Raw genomic sequence first — 17,286 nt, forward strand, 5'->3', positions numbered from 1 at the left:
ACACCCTTCATAAGCTTGTATATAATTTCTCGTACTCACGTGCCGATCGGAACCAGGAGAAATCTTTTGCCATGCCGTTTTGGACAAGCGCGCTCCAGTGCTCCTGCAGGTAGTAGAAGGACAGGCCGCGGGAAAGCGCCTCCTCAAACTGAACGCCTCTTTTGAAGTCACTCAAAAAGCCTGTCCCGCTGTGCGCCGTTTCATCATATTCGTCTACCGTATCACTCAATCCGCCAGTCCGGTTCGCGACCGGGATCGTGCCATAGCGCATCGAAATCAACTGGCTCAATCCGCACGGTTCGAAGTGGGACGGCATAAGGAAAATATCCGCTCCTGCATACAATTGATGGGCAAATGCTTCATCAAACCCGAGATGGACGGACACTTTCCCGGCATAATCCACTTCCAAACGTTGGAAAAACTCTTCATACTTCACTTCCCCTGAACCGAGCAGCACAAACTGCATGTCGCCTTCCAAAAACTCCGGCAACACTTGCTCCAACACATCGATCCCCTTTTGCCCGGAGAGGCGCGAAACCATCACCAGCAGCGGAACATCCGGCTGTTCCGGAAGCCCGCAACGCTTTTGGATGACACTCTTATTCGTTCGTTTCCCCGCCAGGTTGCCAGCGCTGTATGTTTGTGCGATAAGTTCGTCGGTTTCGGGGTTATACGTATCGGCATCGATACCATTCAAGATGCCGAGCAAATCGGATTGTCGCTCAACCAGCAAGCCTTCCAGCTTTTCGCCGTAGTTTTCCGTCAAAATTTCATCGCGGTAACTCGGGCTGACCGTCGTCAATTTGTCGGCATACAGAATACCCGTCTTCAAGGAATTAAACTGGCCGCGCCATTCGACGTGTCCCTCTTCATAAAAGCTTTCATCCATACCGTACTGTTCCAAAAACACTTCTTTTGGAAAACTGCCTTGAAACTGGAGGTTATGGATGGTCAGCACCGTTTTCACATGGATTCCCAGTTCGTGATACTGCGGATCTTCTTTTAATAAAAACGGCAAAACAGCCGTATGCCAATCGTGGACGTGAAGCACGTCCGGCCGATTTTCCGGGCGCGACAAGAAATCAAGCACCGCGCGGCTAAAAAAAGCATAGCGCTCGGCATCGTCCGGCCCGTAAATGCTGTCACGCTCAAAGTACGCATCATTTTCCAAAAACAAGAACCGAACCCCGTGCGCTTCGTATTCATACACGGCGTAATGCTGTTCACCTTTAAAAGAAAAAGAATTCTGTTCTTTTAATGTGAAGTGCTGCTGGTAGCACTCTTGAATCAAACTATATTTCGGAAGGATGACCCGCACCTCGTGGCCGAGACGGGTCAACTCCCGCGGCAATGCCCCGATGACATCAGCCAAGCCTCCTGCTTTTGCAAAAGGGGCACATTCCGCAGCGGCCATCACAATTTTCATTGAGAATCCTCCTTCGTTACCCGTTCACCTTTTCTGAGGACGATCGGCTGTACGGCCGTGCCGGTTAACTTCACGCCTTTTTCGATGTGAACATCTTTATCGGCAATGACATAGGCGAGCTCACAATCTTCTTCAATGGTACATTTCTGCATGATGATGCATTTTTCCAGACTTGCATTTTTTCCGACCGTCACCGCCCTGCTGATGATGCTGTTTTTGACATTTCCTATGATTGTGCTGCCGTTGGCGATCATCGCCATCGATACATGCGATCCTTCAATGTAAAGGGTAGGCGGTTCATCTTTTACTTTTGTATAAATCGGGGCTTGCGGCAAAAACAACAGGCGCCGGTTGTTCTCATCTAATAAGCCGATCGACTCTTTAAAGTATTGTTGCACGGAATCGATAATAGCGAAATAGCCTTTGTATTCGTACACACCATACGTATATGGCGCTTTTTTCAAATTCACTAAGTCTTCGACACTGAGAATGCGCCTTTCCCTGTGCGAGCGAATCAATTCCAATATCAGCTCACGCGATAGAATATACGATTTCAATGATCCCGTTGCCCCGACCGCTTCGGTAATATCTTCCCCAGAGGCCAAGTGATGGGCGAGCATTTCCTTATAATCCAGCTGTCCAACGACAAAGCTGCTCGTCACGACAACATGGGTTTGGCGGCTTTTTTCAAAAAACTGGATATGCTCTTCAAAATCATGAAACGAGCCTACCGTTGCGATGCCACCGTTTTTATGGGTAGTCGGTAAAAAGAACAATCCCTCTTTGCGGCGATCCAAATCCCAGCTTTTTCCCACTCCGATATGGTCGATCAACGAGGCAAATGGAGCGGAAGCAAAAACACCGACTGAATTAATATCCGAGTTAACGATATTCGATAGCGGGAAATCGATCAGCCGGTACCGCCCCGCAAATGGAATCGATGAGACCGATCGATGAAGCGTCAAATCTTGGAGCCCGGCGACTTTTACAGAAGCGTCTACTGCGGCCATCAAATTCATTGCTGTCCACTCCCCTTCCATGAATCAATGAGATCTTGCGTTAAAAGCGTAATGCCTTCTGCCGGGTTAATGAGCCGGTATCCTTCCGGCACATCAACGCCCGGTGGGACGATGACGCGCTTTAAATGGGCGTCTTGCCCGACATGTGTCCCGCTCATAACGACGCTGTCTTCGACGACCGCACCTCTCTCGATCATAACGTTTTGGAAAATAACCGAGTGTTTGACCGTTCCACTAATGACACAGCCCTCATTGACCATCGACCCCTGCACTTTTCCGGTTTCGGTGATGACTTGCGGCGGGAGTTGCGGGTTTGAAGAATAGATGCGCCAAGCGGAATCGTGAAGCACAAGGCCAGCTGTCGGGTCGAGCAAATCCATATTCGCTTCCCATAAACTATCCACTGTCCCTACATCTTTCCAATAACCTTTGAATGGATACGCCACCATCTTTTTATGGTCTGCCAGCATTTTCGGTAAAATGTCTTTGCCGAAATCATGGGACGATTCTTCGATAGCATTGTCTTCTTCCAAGTACTGCTCCAGTATTTCCCAGTCGAATACGTAGACGCCCATCGATGCGAGATTGCTTTTCGGGTTTTCGGGCTTTTCGATGAATTCGGTAACATTCATTTGTTCATCCGTATCGATGAGGCCGAAACGGCTCGCATCCTCCCACGGCACTTCTAGCACGGAGATCGTGACGTCAGCCTGTTTTTCTTTATGGTATTCCACAAGCTTTTCGTAATCCATTTTGTAAATATGGTCACCCGATAAAATCAGCACGTAATCCGGTTCGCAGCTTTGCAGAAAACTGATATTTTGGTAAATGGCACTGGCTGTTCCGGCGTACCATTTGATACCATCGATTTCAGCATAAGGCGGCAACATCGTCACCCCGCCCTGGTGGCGATCCAAATCCCAAGGCGTTCCGAGCCCGATATAGCGGTGAAGCGCGTGCGGCTGATACTGCGTCAGCACACCGACCGTGCTGATGCCCGAATTGGTGCAATTCGACAGTGGAAAATCGATGATCCGGTATTTTCCGCCGTATGGAATGGCGGGCTTTGCGATATCATAGGTCAATGATTTGAGGCGGCTTCCTTGGCCACCGGCGAGAAGCATAGCGACTATTTTTTCATTCACAACGCGTCACTCCCATCTTTTCTTTTTTTCCAGATGCTCATCGTGAACGGCGGTAAATCAAGCTCTAATGAGAAATGCTGATTGTCGCATGGTACATCAAGCGATTCTGCCGCTTGCTGCAAATGCGGTGCAGTGCCGTCAAACTGCGTTAAATTGGTGGAAAATATTTCTTCATAGAGGCCTTTACGGGGCGCACCCACTTGGAAGCGTTCATAATGCCGGCTAGAGAAATTACACAGCACAATGCATTCATCTTCCGGCAAAAACCCCCTGCGGATAAAGGATGCGACGCTTTGCTCATGATTGTCGGCATCAAGCCACATAAATCCGTCGCGTTCATCATCCAATTCAAAAAATGCGCGTTCATTGCGGTAAAATGCTAACAGCTCTCTCGTGAAAACGGCTATCACTTTATGCTCAGGCTTTTCAAGCGATTGCCAGTCAAGCTCCGGTTGGAATTCCCACTCATCGAAATGGCCGTATTCCTGGCCCATGAACAATAATTTCTTGCCAGGATGTGCCATCCAAAATCCAAGCAGCAAGCGCAATTGACGGAAACGCTCTTCGAATGTTCCCGGCAGTTTATTCAATAAGGATTTTCTGCCGTCCGCCACTGTATCATGTGAAAAAGCCACTTGATAGCGTTCTTCGTATTGGTACATCATCGAAAAGTTCATTTTGCCGTGGGCTTTTGAGCGCTCTTCAGGCGGTGTTTTCATGTATTCGAGCGTATCGTTCATCCAGCCGAAATTCCATTTGTAATCAAAACCGACACCACCATCTTCGACCGGATGCGTCACTTTCGGAAAATGCCAAGCATCTTCAGCGATCAACAATTTCTCCGGATAGTGCTGCTTCAAGCTGCTCGTCAGTGTTCTTAGAAATTCAGCCCCTTCTTCATTATGAGGCCGTTCTTTTATATTGGGGATGAATAATAAATTGACGAGCGCGTCCATCCGGTATCCGTCAAACTTGAATTCTTCCAGCCAATAATGCCCGCTTGACAGTATAAAGCTCACCACTTCGCCTTTATTGATATCGAAATTCAAGGTTCCCCAGTCCGGATTCATGCGGCGTTCTTCCCGCGCCTCCTCGTAAAGCATTTGGCCATTGAAACTCGCCAAGCCGTGCATGTCTACACAAAAATGGCCCGGAACCCAGTCCAAGATCAACCCAATGCCATGTTCTGTGCAGGCGGTGACGAAATACCTCAAGTCATCAGCAGTACCGTAGCGGCCTGTCGGCGAAAAAAAACCAGTCGTCTGATAGCCCCACGATTCATCGAGGGGGTGCTCCGTAATCGGCAAAATCTCAATATGCGTGAAGCCCATATAAAGGACATACGGAATCAATTTATCCGCCAGCTCGCGATACGTCAAAAATCCACCGTCTTTATTGCGCTTCCATGTGCCGATATGGACTTCGTAAATGGCCATCGGGCGTTCTAGATGCCGCTCGTTCAAAGTTTGCTTGCGCTTTAGGACCTCCAGCGGCCATTGGTATTCCCCGAATCCGGAGACAATCGATTTGGTGAATGGACGCGTCTCGCTTTTCTGTGCGTAAGGGTCTGATTTCCAGAGCACTTCGCCCCGTGGAGTCCGGAGGGCATATTCATAGAGCCAACCTGTTAAATCTTCGGGGATGCTCACACCCCATATGCTCGTGTCATTCGGATGCTGCTTCAGCGGATAGGTGGAAGTTTCTTCGGTTTTCGGATGCACACAGACAACGTCAATGCCTGCAATATCAGGAGCCCAGACTGAAAAGGTGGTTTCCACTCCTGTGGCGTGTGCGCCGAAATACAAATAACCATCCACCATTCGGCCTTCATGAAAAGCTTGCAATCGTTCATCTGTCCACGTGCTCAACAAAAATTCCATGTTGCGCCTCCTCTTCTCCAAAACCTAAGTCTTGTTTCTATTCTACATTTGGAATGCAAAATCCTTGTTAAGGTTCCGGGTACTCCTAAAAAATTCCACAAAATGGGCTAACTGTCGCAATGTCTTCATACTTTCTTCAAACAAACCGCTTGTTCCAGCCCGCCGTTTGGAATAGGCTAAAGTAAGACTAGCTTTACTAAAGAAAGGACGCGAATTTTTTGCGAGCCCAAACTTATTTACTGAGCTTCTTGCTGATTGGTGTCGTGTTTTTGTCCGCTTGCGGGCAAGGCGTCGATGATCCATTAAACTGGGAAACAGAAGAGTTTTCATTTACTGACCATAATAATGAAGATTTCGGATCGAGCGACCTCGAAGGAAAGGTCTGGCTAGCTGATTTCGTCTTTACGAATTGCACGACCGTCTGTCTGCCGATGATGGCGAATATGAAAGGCGTCCAAGAAGAGCTGAAGGCACAAGGCCTGGATGTCGAAATCATTTCGTTCACTGTAGACCCGAACGTCGATACCCCGGAAACATTGAAATCGTATGCGGAAAGTTACGGCGTCGATTTATCCAGCTGGCACCTGCTAACGGGCTATTCGCAAGATCAAATCGCTGATTTTGCGCTGGAGAATTTCAAGACTATCGCACAAAAGCCCGAAAATGAATCACAAGTCATCCACGGCACTTCGTTTTACTTGATCGACCACGAAGGCGTCATCATGAAAGATTATGATGGTCTGAACCCGCCGGTCGATGACATTGTCCGCGATGCGGGCATTCTCCTAGAGGAGGCAGAAGGATGAAACGCAAAACACTTTTTGTTGCCATCGCCGTTCTGCTGCTTGGCGCTGCTGTTGTGTGGTTTTTTATGCCTCAGGAAAATGAACCGTCTCCGGAAAGCCGGATCGTGCTCGAACATACGCACCGAACCTTCATCGCACCGTCGTGCTTTGATGATTCCGACCCGACCAATTTTTTGGAAGAATCGACACTTGGCCGAGCGCAGGAATTGAATTACCCGCCCCATTCGGAATGTACGGAACAAGCATTTGAGAGCAACCAGGATAGCCCCGCCGTCCGCCTTTTGAAAGAACTTGGGCTGATGGAAAAAACGCAAATCGATTGGTGACAAGGCAGGGCTTCGGCTCTGCCTTTAGTATTTCAGCGGACGCACGCAAACCGGCTCGGTCGTTTGCACGGTATGTGCCGTTTCGCCGGGCATTCCCCTTTCATCGATTTTTTTGGTCGAGATGGTCCCGGATTTTTCGTGCGCCACCACGAGCCACGAGCTATTGTTGATCAGCGTGAAATGGCGCGGCCCTGCTCCACCGGCATCTGCATGTCCTACCGCTTTCAATGAGCCGTCTTCAATCCGGAAAACCGCCAAGCTATCGTGCCCGCGGTTTGAGGCGTACACAAACCGGCCATCGCTTGAAACCGCGATTTCGGCGGCGGTATTGTCGCCGTTATAATCTTTCGGCAAAGTCGACAGCGTTTGGACTTCTTGCAGCTGTTTATCTTTCAGCGCATACACCGAAACCGTGGAGTTCAGCTCATTTACTCCGTAACCAAAAGGAGCAGTTGGGTGGAACGCCATATGCCTCGGGCCGGCGCCTGGTGCCGTCTTCACCAGCTCTTCTCGTTCAAGCACCCCTGTGTGCATATCGAGGCGATAGCGGATGAGCGCGTCCATGCCGAGGTCAGAGACGAAAAAGCGATTGGTTCCCGGCAATTGGAAAATGGAATGCGGATGGGCTGCATCTTGGCGCGCCGCGTCCGCTCCGCTGCCTTCATGACGTTTAACGTCCGCCATCTCACCAAGTGACCCATCAGCAAGGAGCGGATAAACCGACACAGTCGCTCCGGAATAAGTGACCGTCAGCGCCCATTGCCCGTCCTCATCGATCGCCACATGAGCCGGATGATCGCCATTTGACGATTTTCTGTTCAGTTCTTGTATGACGCCTGATTGCGGGTTGATCCAGTATGCGATCACTTCGCCATTTCCAGTTTCGCTGACGGCAACAAAACTCCTGCCGGTTGGATGTACTGCCAGAAATGAAGGGCGTTCGACACCTGAGATTGCAGCTTTTTCCGTTAATTTTCCTGACGACAGCTCCAATTCCCACAGTGTGATGCCTGCTTGTTCTGCAGTCGCGTAAGAGCCGCTTAATATGTATGCACTGCTCATCCAATTCCTCCTTTTTTATGCTTCGCACGTTTCGCGTAAATTAACTTCTTTAATTTATTTACCCCCTTCAATTCACCGATGCAGTGCGTTACAGTGGTGAAGTGGAAACTTACTTAATTTATAGTAGAAAGAGAGTGGTCGTGTTGAGATTTCCTTTATCCATCCGCGAAAAGAGCATTGTGTGCACTGGCTTTATGGGTTCCGGTAAAACGACAATCGGCAAATTATTGGCGCGCCGGTTATACCGCGACTTCGTCGACATCGATGAAGAAATCGAAAAAGCGTTCGGCTTGCCGATTCCGGAAATTTTCAGTATTCACGGCGAAAAGACGTTCCGGGAAAAAGAGCAGGAATTGATTCACACGTTCACCAGCCAGCCGCTATTGGTCATTTCCGTCGGTGGAGGCGCTTTTCTCCAAGAGGAAAACCGCACGATTTGCCTTTCGAATTGCACCGTCCTCCATTTCAATATTTCCTGGGAGTCCTGGAAAGAGCGCGTCCAAATCCTCACAGATAGTCGGCCGCTCCTTAAAGACAAGACGCTTGAAGAGATGGAACAGCTGTTCCGAGAGCGCCAAACCATCTATTCCGCCAACCACTCCCAATTTCAAGTTGATGATTATGAAGCCATAGAAGCAGCTGATTATTTGGCAGATTCACTGAAATTATCGTGGGACATCCACGCGCCGCAGCATTAACTGCATTTTTTTGAAAACCCCGCCATTCAGCCGATGAATGGCGGGGTTTTCCCATTTATCCGTTTACTCATATTGTGCTTTTGCCAATTCGTACAAGCCCGCTTTTTTCAAATAGCTTTCCGGCGCCAAAAACGTCACTGTGATGACCCCTGGATGGCGGCCGATTTCGATCGATCCGGTGACCGTCGCACGGTTCATGATTTCAGGCACCGTGACACCGAACAAGTCGGCTGCGCGCTGTAAGCCATTTTCTGTGGCATCGTTCAAGGTCGGGCCCGAGCCGACGAAAGAAACCGGAAGCGATTCTTCCAAACTTTCCATCCCGAAGCGTTCGGCAAGCTTTTTCGCAGACGCTTTTTCTGCTTGTGTAAACGGTTTTGCGGTATACGGTAAATCTTCCACATTCGGGAACAAGATCGGACCGGCATTGCCCAAGCCTTTCAGCACATGTACTTGAAGGTGGCTGATTCCAGAAACATCAGAGGTATGACCGGCAATTTCCCCGTCACCTTGCATCGCATGCATATCCCCTAAATATACACCGCCACCCTCCACTTTCACCGGACACAGGAGCACGGCTCCCGCGCGCACGCGGCTGATGTCCATATGCCCGTCCGTCCGGTGCGTTTCGAGTTCTTCTTGCGTACTAGTATATTCATGCGGAGCGCCGACTAAAAACGACCCGAAGTCACCCGCATTATGCGAATCCGGAGTCGGACGGGAAGGCGTCGTGCCTAGCTGGCCGAGGAATGGGCGCATGCGGGCAATCGTCCCGACCAAATCATGCGGCGCAAAAGTGACGATCGGATTTTGCACCGAATGCTCCGGCGTTTTCATATATGCTCTGCCATCTTGTGCGATTGATTCGGCCGCTTGTTTCGATACGGTGATTCCGACATCGCCTTTGTCGCTAAACGTCATCGTATAGCCATTTGTAAATTCGAACGGGCTCACATCTGCTCCGCAATTGGCACAGCGGATGGCGCCGCTGCCGACGCCTTTGATCACCGTATCGGGATACATCGTGCCGCATCCAGGACATTTCACCGCGACAAACGGATCGCCGAGAAAGCGCCCCTCGATCGGCTTGTCATTGCCGGACGCGGTCGCAAGAGATGTCACTTCTACCGACTTGATGCGGATGACAATCGCATCGCCCGGCTCTGCACCTTCTACATAGACAGGCTGTGTGACTTCATGGCCCCCCCGTATGCACGGGGTGATCATCGGCCCCCAACACCCTGGCGCCGTATGCGCGATAATATGCCCACCGTCTTTCACAGGGCCTAGCATTTCCTTTTCCGGATCGAGCACTCCATTGACATAGCGATTGACCAATAAGGTATCGACAGCTTTCTCTGGCATTCGACAATCTCCCCTTTTTTCTGTATTTTCTAAATTATATGACAAATTAATCAAGCTTTCAATGAAGAGTCGAAAAACGCCCAAGAACCTGACCGGCTCTTTGGGCGTTTTTAACTGGAGAAAAAGAATAAAGTTTGAACGAACAATTGGGTCATTACATAAAAAGCGACCGCAAATTTCCAATTAAAACGCAGGCCGTTACGGATGCCACTGAGGCCGTTGACGCTGCTCAAAATAATGACCGGCATAACAAACGGCGACAAAATGATCGAGATGACACTGCCCGATGTGACGGCAAGTACGACAAGCTCTGGCGGAAACGGCAACACTGCGGATTCCAAGACACCCGTAACGAGAACGATGACCGGCAGTGGCCCGAGTCCGATAAAGCCCAGAAAGATGACGATGAACGGAATCAAAAACAACAGATTCAAAACCGGTACATGCGCGGTCAAATAATTCATCGCGCCAATCACGTAGCCGCCGGCTGCCGATTGGTTGAGCGCATAAATGAGCAAACCGGCTGCCAGCAAAATGCTAAACTGCTGAGCTTGTTTCGCTACACCTTCTTTGTAATAAAATGAAGCTTCCCTTGCGTAGCTGCCCGTCCGCTTTTTCAACAGGAAATATAGGAACGTCCAGACCAGAATGACGAGCGGAATGACGACGAGAAAGTCGAGGCCGGTCCATTCATGGATGACAAAAATCGTCCCGAACAGCGAGATGAACAAAAAGGAAAACTCAGCGACATCTTTATTCCAGCTACCGGGGTTGCGAGAATTCGCCACCGCCTTATCGATTTCATTCGCGAGCACTGCTGAAAAATCTTTGCCGTAGCGTTTTTCTTCGACCCTGGCGAACGCCACGGATAAGAAAGTTCCTGCAATCGCAGTGCCAAGACCGAGCAGCATCGATTTCCAAAGCGTCGCATCGAGTGCCACGACCGCAAAGATAAAGCTCGGGATGCTGATGACCCACATCGTCGACAGCGCAAAGCCACGCAAAATGGCGGTGCCTTTATAATTTTCCCACGCTTCGTCTTTATAGTCTTTCAAAAATGAATCGATAAACCGGTACATCATCGGCACGACCCCGAACAGCAGGAAATGGGAAATGATTTGGGTCATCCCCATCAAACCGACATAGAAGGTCTGGCTTTTGTTCAGCCACTTGTGGCCGAAACTCATGATTTCTTCTATATAAGGCTCTTCCCTAAGTACCCAACTGATCATCGGAACGATCAATAACAGCGCAATCAGGCTTTTCATCTGCACAAACGCCAGCGCCAAATCTTGCACAAACGTTTCACTCGTCGCTACTAGAACGCCGATTGCCGTAACGGCAAGAAAAGTTTGCAGTTGCAGTTTGCGCAGCGGCAACACACCAAAAGCAAACGCTAAACTGAAAAAACCAGCAATCGGCAAAAGCGCTTCAGACAGCGGATTGGCCGCAAAGAAATGGATAAAATGAAGAATGGCATAAAACAGCACAGATAAGGTGAAACCTTTGGACATGATGGTCTTCATCTGTACGCCCCCTTCCGCCTTTTCGGCAATTTCCTATTTTTCACATACGCTCTATTTTACACGTTTTTCGCTCTCCTTGCGGCTGAAGTGTCTTTCTTTCCACTAAAAAAATCCCTATTTTCGTTTATCAGAAAAACTTTTTTTGATAATATGTTTGCGGCTATCCAAAAAGAGGAAGGGGCTTTTATAAGGCGTCCAAGTGCTTTCAACAGTTGTTTTTATTTTCAGTCATTTATATGATATGCTCTACCACACGTAGAATAATCCTACGATAAGATTTTGGCGTTGGCCGATTTCAGCTAGGCAGTTCCTGCACAGCTTCACCGATGCGCCCGGGCGGATTGTCATCTATTTATTATTCAACAGGAGGGCTTGTAATGGGGATCACAAGAAGTTTTTTCATCGCATTATCCAATAATCGGCTACTGAACAGCGGTGCAAAAAAATGGGGCTTTCAACTTGGGGCTGCGAAAGTCGTCGCAGGGACCGATATTCCAAATATGATGGCATCCGTCCAGCAATTGAATGACGATGGCATTGCCGCTACGATCGACCGGCTCGGCGAATTCGTCACGAACCGTGCAGAAGCACAACAAGCAACATCCGAAATCATCGAAACTCTTCAGACCATCTCAGCCGCTGGCGCAGATGCGCATCTATCCGTGAAATTAACGCAGATCGGACTCGAGATCGATGAACAGTTCTGCTTTGAAAATATCCGGAAAATTGTTGAGGAAGCAGATCAACATGATATTTTTGTCAATCTAGACATGGAGAATTATGATCGGCTGCAGCCGACACTCGATATTCTACACGCCTTGCAAAAAGAATTTGACGGCGTCGGGACCGTCATCCAAGCATATTTATACCGTTCGGAAAAAGATTTGGAAGCATTGAAAGATGTCAGGCTGCGCCTTGTTAAAGGGGCCTATCAAGAACACGGAGAAGTGGCGTTGCAATCGACGGAAGAAATCGACGCCAACTTCCTAAAATTAATCAAGCTGCGCCTTGACCAACCTGCATTCACTTCAATCGCTACACATGACCATCACATTATTGATGCGGCGATTGCTTATGCCAATGAACAAGCCATCCCATCAGACCGCTTTGAGTTCCAGATGCTCTACGGCTTCCGCACCGACTTGTTGAAAAAGCTTTCAGCTGATTACCAAGTCACTTCTTACGTCCCGTTCGGCGAAGATTGGTATGGTTATTTTATGAGAAGGCTTGCAGAGCGCCCACAAAACATACAGCTTGTGGTAAAAGGCGCCGTTTCCAAATCATCTTAAAGCAAAATAAAGCAGTTCAGGCAATTAGTGCCTGAACTGCTTTTTGATTTTTCATTCGAGCGGCCGCGCAAAAACAGGCGGCAGCTCCGCCAAGAGGCGCTTGCGGTATTGCTCGTATTGCTGCGGTAATTTCAACTCTTCACCAAGCGCTGTCGGGTGCTCATCAATTGCGAAGCCCGGCGGATCGGTCGCAATCTCAAAGAGCAGATCGCCGTATTCGCGGAAATAAATCGACCGGAAATAATTCCGGTCCTGCACCGGCGTCACGCCTAAGCCATAAGCTTCCACGCGGTTTTTCCATTCCAGCTGATCGACCTCATTGTCTGCGCGGAAGGCGATATGATGGACCGTTCCCACACCCATCTGCCCTGCTCCAACGCGGCTCTGTTTGACGTCCAGCACATTGCCGATCGCACTGTCAGAGACAAATCGGACATAATCCCCGTGCTCTTCTGTCCGGGTGAAACCGATGACCTCTTCCAATAATTCCGCCGTTTTCATTGCATTTGCGGTAAAGAGGACAGCTCCGGCAAAGCCTTTAATGGCGGTTTCGACCGTGATGCCATCGCCAAACCAGCCACTTGCTTCCCCGTCCCGGCGCTCGACAAGCTCAATCTGGAGCCCATGAGGATCTTTAAAGCGCAAATACAGTTCACCGAAACGTTCGAGTTCTTCCACTTGGACATTTCGCGCTTCCAGCCGGTCGCGCCAAAACCCTAACGCGCCTTCTGGTACCGCAAAAGCCGTGACCCCTACCTGCCCATCGCCCACTTTCCCTTGATATGCTTTGCCCCAAGGAAAGAAGGTCATGATTGTTCCGGGAGCGCCTTGGTCGTTGCCGAAATACAAATGATAGGTGCCTAGATCATCAAAGTTCACCGTTTTTTTGACGAGCCGCATACCGAGCACACCTGCATAAAAATCGGTGTTTTCCTGCGCTGCTCCAACAATGGCGGTAATGTGATGAATGCCTTTTGATTTTTCGCCCATACGTGTTCTCTCCCTTTTTTTGATATCCTTATCATATCACGGCAACCAGTTCCTGCGCTCTGCAGCTTAATCCGGCCGTTGGTCTTTCCATTCCTTCTGCTGTTTTTTCGTTAGTTCTTCTGCTTCTTTCAACTCTTTCTTATCTTTACGTTTACTTCTTTCAATATCGGCTTTTTCACGTAGTTCCTTTTCCTGCTGCGCCGCCGAATCACTCGAACCCTCCTCTTCGACTATCTCTTTTTGCTGTTCTTTCAGTTCATCTACTTTTTCCATTTCTTCTTCGTATTGCTCTTCCACTTGGGTCGTTGAAGGCAAAAACGGCTCCTCGTTGTGATCGGTGCGTCTGCCATAGCGCAGCATCTCGTAGATGATCATGCCGTTATTCGGCATGCCGTTCGCGGTTTTCATCGGTATTGCATCAAACAAGACAAAATAAAATCCGTAAAATACGAAGCGGTCCCAGAATGTCCGGTAATCATCCAATAATCCGTTTGCGAGCATCGCGTTGACCACCACTGCAACGATGACATTCGCCAATATCGGCCCCACATATAATAAAATATACGCAAATTTGCTTTTCCGCTTTAAATCATCGTAAGCAAACCAACTATATAAATGATAATATTTCCTCACATCAAACATGCCGACCTTAAAGACCCGCGGGCCTGAGCCGATCGTTAACCGTGGATTTTTTACGCCAAGCAAGAAACTAACGATCAAATAGCCTAATTCTCGAATAAATACAACGACTGGCAAAATAATAAATGCAGAAATAATTAAGGCTACCAAATCACTTAACCCAAACATTGAAACCCTCCTCAGGATCTTTACTAGCCAAAAGGCCTCACATTTAAATACCCACTTTATCAGCACCCGAACCCTTTGTACCTTACAGTTGCATTGCAGTTTCATGACAGTCAATGCTTTGAGGACAAATCCGCCACATGATAAGATAGCACTTACCTTATTAGAAATCCCGGCATATTCGCCGCACAAAGGATGTTGGAGCATGTACCGCAAAAACCTGGCCAATAAAAAAATAATCAGTGCGCTTGGAGTGGTATTGCTCGCTTGGGCAGGGTTTGTCTTTGCAGACCGCTATATTGAAGAGTCTCCAATGGCCTCGCCGATCATCGGGTCGGCTATTTACAGCCCGCCTCCGAATATTGCAGAAGTCGTTTCGCAAGTAGAAGTGGTGAAAGATATCCGCTACCATGAATCCGACAATGCGTTCATGGATTTCTACTACCCGAAAGACGCAACCGGCCCGCTGCCGGTCGTGTTGTGGATCCACGGCGGCGGCTTTATCGGTGGCTCCAAAGATAGCCGCCAAGATTATGGCATGGTGCTCGCGAACGAGGGCTATTTAGTCGCCAATATCGACTACGCGCTGGCACCTGGACAATTATATCCAGGTCCCGTCATTCAGGCCAATGAAGCGCTGAGGTTTCTGCAGCAGAGCGCAGCCCAGTACGGCGGTGACATGAAGCGGATTTTTGTCGGCGGCGATTCTGCCGGAGCCCAAATCGCCAGCCAGCTTGCTGCACTTCAATCCAACCCGGCTCTTGCTGAAACGATGAATTTGGCCCCTGCTGTTTCTTCAGAACAATTGCGCGGGGCATTATTGTTTTGTGGCTTATATGATATGCAAACCGTACGAGACTCCGGATTCCCGAACATCGATTTCTTCTTGAACGCCTATACCGGCGCGGAAAGCTTCGAGGCATTCGGCAATATCCACGAAATGTCGACGATCCAGCACGTGACATCGGATTATCCCGATGTTTTCATTTCAGCAGGTGATGCCGATCCGCTCGAACCGCAATCGGTCGCGCTCGCTGATAGCTTGCGCTTTAGGGGCGTCGATGTCACCGATGTCTTTTTCCGGGATACGGATAAAAACTTAAAGCACGAATACCAGTACGCTTTAGATACGAATGACGGCCAGGAGACACTCGGTAAAACACTCGACTTCCTGCTTGAAAAAAGCCAGCCGGCACAATAAAAAGCTGTCCCGACCGCCTCGATTTGGCAGTTGGAACAGCTTTTTTGTTGTTAAATGAAGTGTGCCGGTATGCTTGGACTGCTTGCGAGAGAAATCGACGTGCCCCTTAAATCCTGCTATGGCCTTTTATTGCCGTTTTTCGTCCGGATCCCGCAAATGTGCTTCAAGCGTTGAACGGATATCCGCTGGAATCGGTTCTGCTTGTTGGACGCCTAAATTGAAGTTTACGTAAACCGCTTTGTTTTTTGCACATAAACGCTCTTCCTGGTAAATCTCTTCGTATAATTCCAGGCTGCTATTGCCGATGCGCTCTACCCAAGTGTGTACTTCGGCATCTTTGCCGAAATAAATCTGCCCGGTAAATTCGAGCGTCATTTTGACGATGACCATTTTCCAGTTTGCGAAATCATGGTCCGGCGTAAACAATTCGAAGAGCGGGTTGCGCCCCGCTTCGAACCAGACCGGCAAAACCGTATTGTTGATATGCCCAACCGCATCCGTCTCGGACACACGTGGCGTGATCGTTGTTTTATACATGGCTACACTCCTTATCAACTGGAATAGAAAAGACGTCTCTAGAAAGAGACGCCTTTTGCTTATCCCGCTTTAACGGTCCGTTAGACTCCCACTTCTCAAGTGGGAGAGCAACCGTAAAAGTCCGATTGGATCAACTAACAATCAGCGGGGATGAAGCCCCCACTGATTGAAGTTTCTCTTTACTTGCGTTTTTTGGTTGCGCGGCCGAGGATGAATGCTCCAGCCAGCGCTCCGATGGCGATATTGTTCTTTTTCGTGAACACTTGCTTGAAGACGAGATTCAAGTTTTGCGGGCGCTCTGCGAGACGGCGCATGAAATATGCATACCAGTCATCACCGAACGGCACGTATGTGCAGAAATTATAGCCTTTATTGGCAAGTTCCCGCTGTAGATCTTTGCGGAAGCCATAAAGCATCTGGAATTCAAATTTATCATAGGAAATATCGTGCTCTTTTATAAAAGCCTCGACATGATTGATGATGTTATGATCATGAGTCGCGATTGATGTGAACTTCCCATTCAGCAAATGATATTCGATGAGCTTGATGAAGTTCTCGTCGATTTCTTCGCGTGTCTGGTAGGCCACTTCCGCCGGCTCTTTGTAAGCACCTTTGACGATGCGCATGCGCAAATCTTTATGTTTCTGCAAATCGTCCATCGCACGGAAGAAATACGCCTGAATGACGGTTCCGACATTATCATACTCGTTCGTCAGCGCATCCAAAAGATCATACGAAGACTGAACGTGTCCATAATGTTCCATGTCAATATTGATATGCATATTATAGTTATGGGCTAGTGCCACAATGTTTTTTAAGTTTTCCAAACAGAAATCATAGTCGATATCCAATCCGAGCTGGGTCGGTTTCAGGGAAATATGAGCGTCGACACCATGCGTATGGATGCTTTCAATCATTTCCATGATGTTTTCTTTCGCGTCAAGCGCTGATTCTTTCTCAAATACGAATTCACCCAGGTTATCTACTGTTGCGCTGATTCCTTGCACATTCAAGTCCCGGATACTTTTAATGGTCTCTTCGATATTGGTCCCGGCCACTACGGTCTGAGCGCCCAATTTCAAGCCGTACTTTTTGGCCGCAGCCGTAAGGAGACGGTTTTGAGACAAGCCGATAAACACATCTTTTAACATTGGTTTCCCCTCCTGATACCATTCAACTGCGTTGATTTTCAACAGTCCCAAAAAAGGCCAT

16 protein-coding genes are annotated in these 17,286 nt (G+C 48.7%); 5 read left to right on the top strand and 11 right to left on the bottom strand.

Annotated features, from left to right (window positions below):
• Positions 1-7 precede the first annotated feature (7 nt).
• From glgA to glgB, 4 genes are read right to left on the bottom strand one after another with little or no spacing between them, the layout of a single operon-like run.
• Positions 8-1,426 (bottom strand): glycogen synthase GlgA, encoded by a 1,419-nt coding sequence (gene glgA, locus J7E21_RS01330; protein ID WP_215104026.1) that lies wholly within the window; start codon positions 1,424-1,426, stop codon positions 8-10.
• Positions 1,423-2,445 (bottom strand): GlgC family sugar phosphate nucleotidyltransferase, encoded by a 1,023-nt coding sequence (locus J7E21_RS01335; RefSeq protein WP_215104028.1) that lies wholly within the window; start codon positions 2,443-2,445, stop codon positions 1,423-1,425. Before J7E21_RS01335 ends, glgA begins: the two co-directional genes overlap by 4 nt.
• Complete coding sequence (locus J7E21_RS01340) at positions 2,442-3,590, bottom strand: glucose-1-phosphate adenylyltransferase (protein WP_215104030.1); 1,149 nt, start codon at positions 3,588-3,590, stop codon at positions 2,442-2,444. Before J7E21_RS01340 ends, J7E21_RS01335 begins: the two co-directional genes overlap by 4 nt.
• Entirely contained in the window at positions 3,587-5,470 is a 1,884-nt protein-coding gene (glgB, locus tag J7E21_RS01345; protein WP_215104032.1) for a 1,4-alpha-glucan branching protein GlgB, read from the bottom strand. The genes J7E21_RS01340 and glgB overlap by 4 nt, the downstream gene beginning before the upstream one ends.
• A 218-nt stretch (positions 5,471-5,688) precedes the next feature.
• Here glgB and J7E21_RS01350 point away from each other — a divergent pair, with 218 nt between their 5' ends.
• A complete protein-coding gene (locus tag J7E21_RS01350; RefSeq protein ID WP_251047744.1) occupies positions 5,689-6,276 on the top strand; it encodes an SCO family protein in 588 nt (195 codons plus the stop codon).
• A complete protein-coding gene (locus tag J7E21_RS01355) occupies positions 6,273-6,602 on the top strand; it encodes a hypothetical protein (RefSeq protein ID WP_215104034.1) in 330 nt (109 codons plus the stop codon). The genes J7E21_RS01350 and J7E21_RS01355 overlap by 4 nt, the downstream gene beginning before the upstream one ends.
• A gap of 24 nt (positions 6,603-6,626) precedes the next feature.
• Here J7E21_RS01355 and J7E21_RS01360 read toward each other — a convergent pair whose 3' ends face one another.
• Entirely contained in the window at positions 6,627-7,664 is a 1,038-nt protein-coding gene (locus tag J7E21_RS01360; RefSeq protein WP_215104036.1) for a lactonase family protein, read from the bottom strand.
• A 140-nt stretch (positions 7,665-7,804) separates the two neighbouring features.
• Between J7E21_RS01360 and J7E21_RS01365 the strand changes: the two genes are divergently transcribed.
• Positions 7,805-8,362, top strand: a complete 558-nt coding sequence (locus J7E21_RS01365; RefSeq protein ID WP_215104038.1) for a shikimate kinase — start codon at positions 7,805-7,807, stop codon at positions 8,360-8,362.
• Positions 8,363-8,425: 63 nt separating this feature from the next.
• On the opposite strand, the gene J7E21_RS01370 is transcribed toward J7E21_RS01365, so the two are convergent.
• Positions 8,426-9,727: an acetamidase/formamidase family protein gene (locus tag J7E21_RS01370; protein WP_215104040.1), complete on the bottom strand. Its 1,302-nt coding sequence runs from the start codon at positions 9,725-9,727 to the stop codon at positions 8,426-8,428.
• 110 nt (positions 9,728-9,837) lie between these two features.
• A complete protein-coding gene (locus J7E21_RS01375; protein WP_215104042.1) occupies positions 9,838-11,253 on the bottom strand; it encodes a hypothetical protein in 1,416 nt (471 codons plus the stop codon).
• 377 nt (positions 11,254-11,630) lie between these two features.
• On the opposite strand from J7E21_RS01375, the gene J7E21_RS01380 reads away from it, so the two are divergent.
• The gene (locus J7E21_RS01380) at positions 11,631-12,542 is read left to right on the top strand and encodes a proline dehydrogenase family protein (RefSeq protein ID WP_215104044.1); all 912 of its coding nucleotides are present in this window, start codon (positions 11,631-11,633) and stop codon (positions 12,540-12,542) included.
• Between the two features lie 51 nt (positions 12,543-12,593).
• On the opposite strand, the gene J7E21_RS01385 is transcribed toward J7E21_RS01380, so the two are convergent.
• Together J7E21_RS01385 and J7E21_RS01390 are read right to left on the bottom strand one after the other, a co-directional pair.
• Entirely contained in the window at positions 12,594-13,532 is a 939-nt protein-coding gene (locus J7E21_RS01385; RefSeq protein WP_215104046.1) for a ring-cleaving dioxygenase, read from the bottom strand.
• A gap of 66 nt (positions 13,533-13,598) precedes the next feature.
• Positions 13,599-14,339 (bottom strand): hypothetical protein, encoded by a 741-nt coding sequence (locus tag J7E21_RS01390; protein ID WP_215104048.1) that lies wholly within the window; start codon positions 14,337-14,339, stop codon positions 13,599-13,601.
• 202 nt (positions 14,340-14,541) lie between these two features.
• Here J7E21_RS01390 and J7E21_RS01395 point away from each other — a divergent pair, with 202 nt between their 5' ends.
• Positions 14,542-15,537, top strand: coding sequence for an alpha/beta hydrolase (locus tag J7E21_RS01395; RefSeq protein ID WP_215104050.1), 996 nt, complete (start codon positions 14,542-14,544; stop codon positions 15,535-15,537).
• Between the two features lie 126 nt (positions 15,538-15,663).
• Here J7E21_RS01395 and J7E21_RS01400 read toward each other — a convergent pair whose 3' ends face one another.
• Both J7E21_RS01400 and J7E21_RS01405 read right to left on the bottom strand, forming a co-directional pair.
• Complete coding sequence (locus J7E21_RS01400) at positions 15,664-16,074, bottom strand: acyl-CoA thioesterase (protein ID WP_215104052.1); 411 nt, start codon at positions 16,072-16,074, stop codon at positions 15,664-15,666.
• Positions 16,075-16,253: 179 nt separating this feature from the next.
• On the bottom strand, positions 16,254-17,225 hold the full coding sequence (locus tag J7E21_RS01405; RefSeq protein ID WP_215104054.1) for a proline dehydrogenase family protein: 972 nt from the start codon (positions 17,223-17,225) through the stop codon (positions 16,254-16,256).
• Positions 17,226-17,286 lie beyond the last annotated feature (61 nt).

This window comes from Planococcus sp. ISL-109, assembly GCF_018613655.1.
Taxonomy (GTDB): Bacteria; Bacillota; Bacilli; order Bacillales_A; family Planococcaceae; genus Planococcus.

Coding starts and splice junctions, on each gene's coding strand:
- J7E21_RS01360 (WP_215104036.1), bottom strand. CDS start 7,664: ATGAGCAGTGCATACATATTAAGCGGCTCTTACGCGACTGCAGAACAA.
- glgB (WP_215104032.1), bottom strand. CDS start 5,470: ATGGAATTTTTGTTGAGCACGTGGACAGATGAACGATTGCAAGCTTTT.
- J7E21_RS01380 (WP_215104044.1), top strand. CDS start 11,631: ATGGGGATCACAAGAAGTTTTTTCATCGCATTATCCAATAATCGGCTA.
- J7E21_RS01335 (WP_215104028.1), bottom strand. CDS start 2,445: ATGAATTTGATGGCCGCAGTAGACGCTTCTGTAAAAGTCGCCGGGCTC.
- J7E21_RS01395 (WP_215104050.1), top strand. CDS start 14,542: ATGTACCGCAAAAACCTGGCCAATAAAAAAATAATCAGTGCGCTTGGA.
- J7E21_RS01390 (WP_215104048.1), bottom strand. CDS start 14,339: ATGTTTGGGTTAAGTGATTTGGTAGCCTTAATTATTTCTGCATTTATT.
- J7E21_RS01355 (WP_215104034.1), top strand. CDS start 6,273: ATGAAACGCAAAACACTTTTTGTTGCCATCGCCGTTCTGCTGCTTGGC.
- J7E21_RS01370 (WP_215104040.1), bottom strand. CDS start 9,727: ATGCCAGAGAAAGCTGTCGATACCTTATTGGTCAATCGCTATGTCAAT.
- J7E21_RS01405 (WP_215104054.1), bottom strand. CDS start 17,225: ATGTTAAAAGATGTGTTTATCGGCTTGTCTCAAAACCGTCTCCTTACG.
- glgA (WP_215104026.1), bottom strand. CDS start 1,426: ATGAAAATTGTGATGGCCGCTGCGGAATGTGCCCCTTTTGCAAAAGCA.
- J7E21_RS01400 (WP_215104052.1), bottom strand. CDS start 16,074: ATGTATAAAACAACGATCACGCCACGTGTGTCCGAGACGGATGCGGTT.
- J7E21_RS01385 (WP_215104046.1), bottom strand. CDS start 13,532: ATGGGCGAAAAATCAAAAGGCATTCATCACATTACCGCCATTGTTGGA.
- J7E21_RS01375 (WP_215104042.1), bottom strand. CDS start 11,253: ATGAAGACCATCATGTCCAAAGGTTTCACCTTATCTGTGCTGTTTTAT.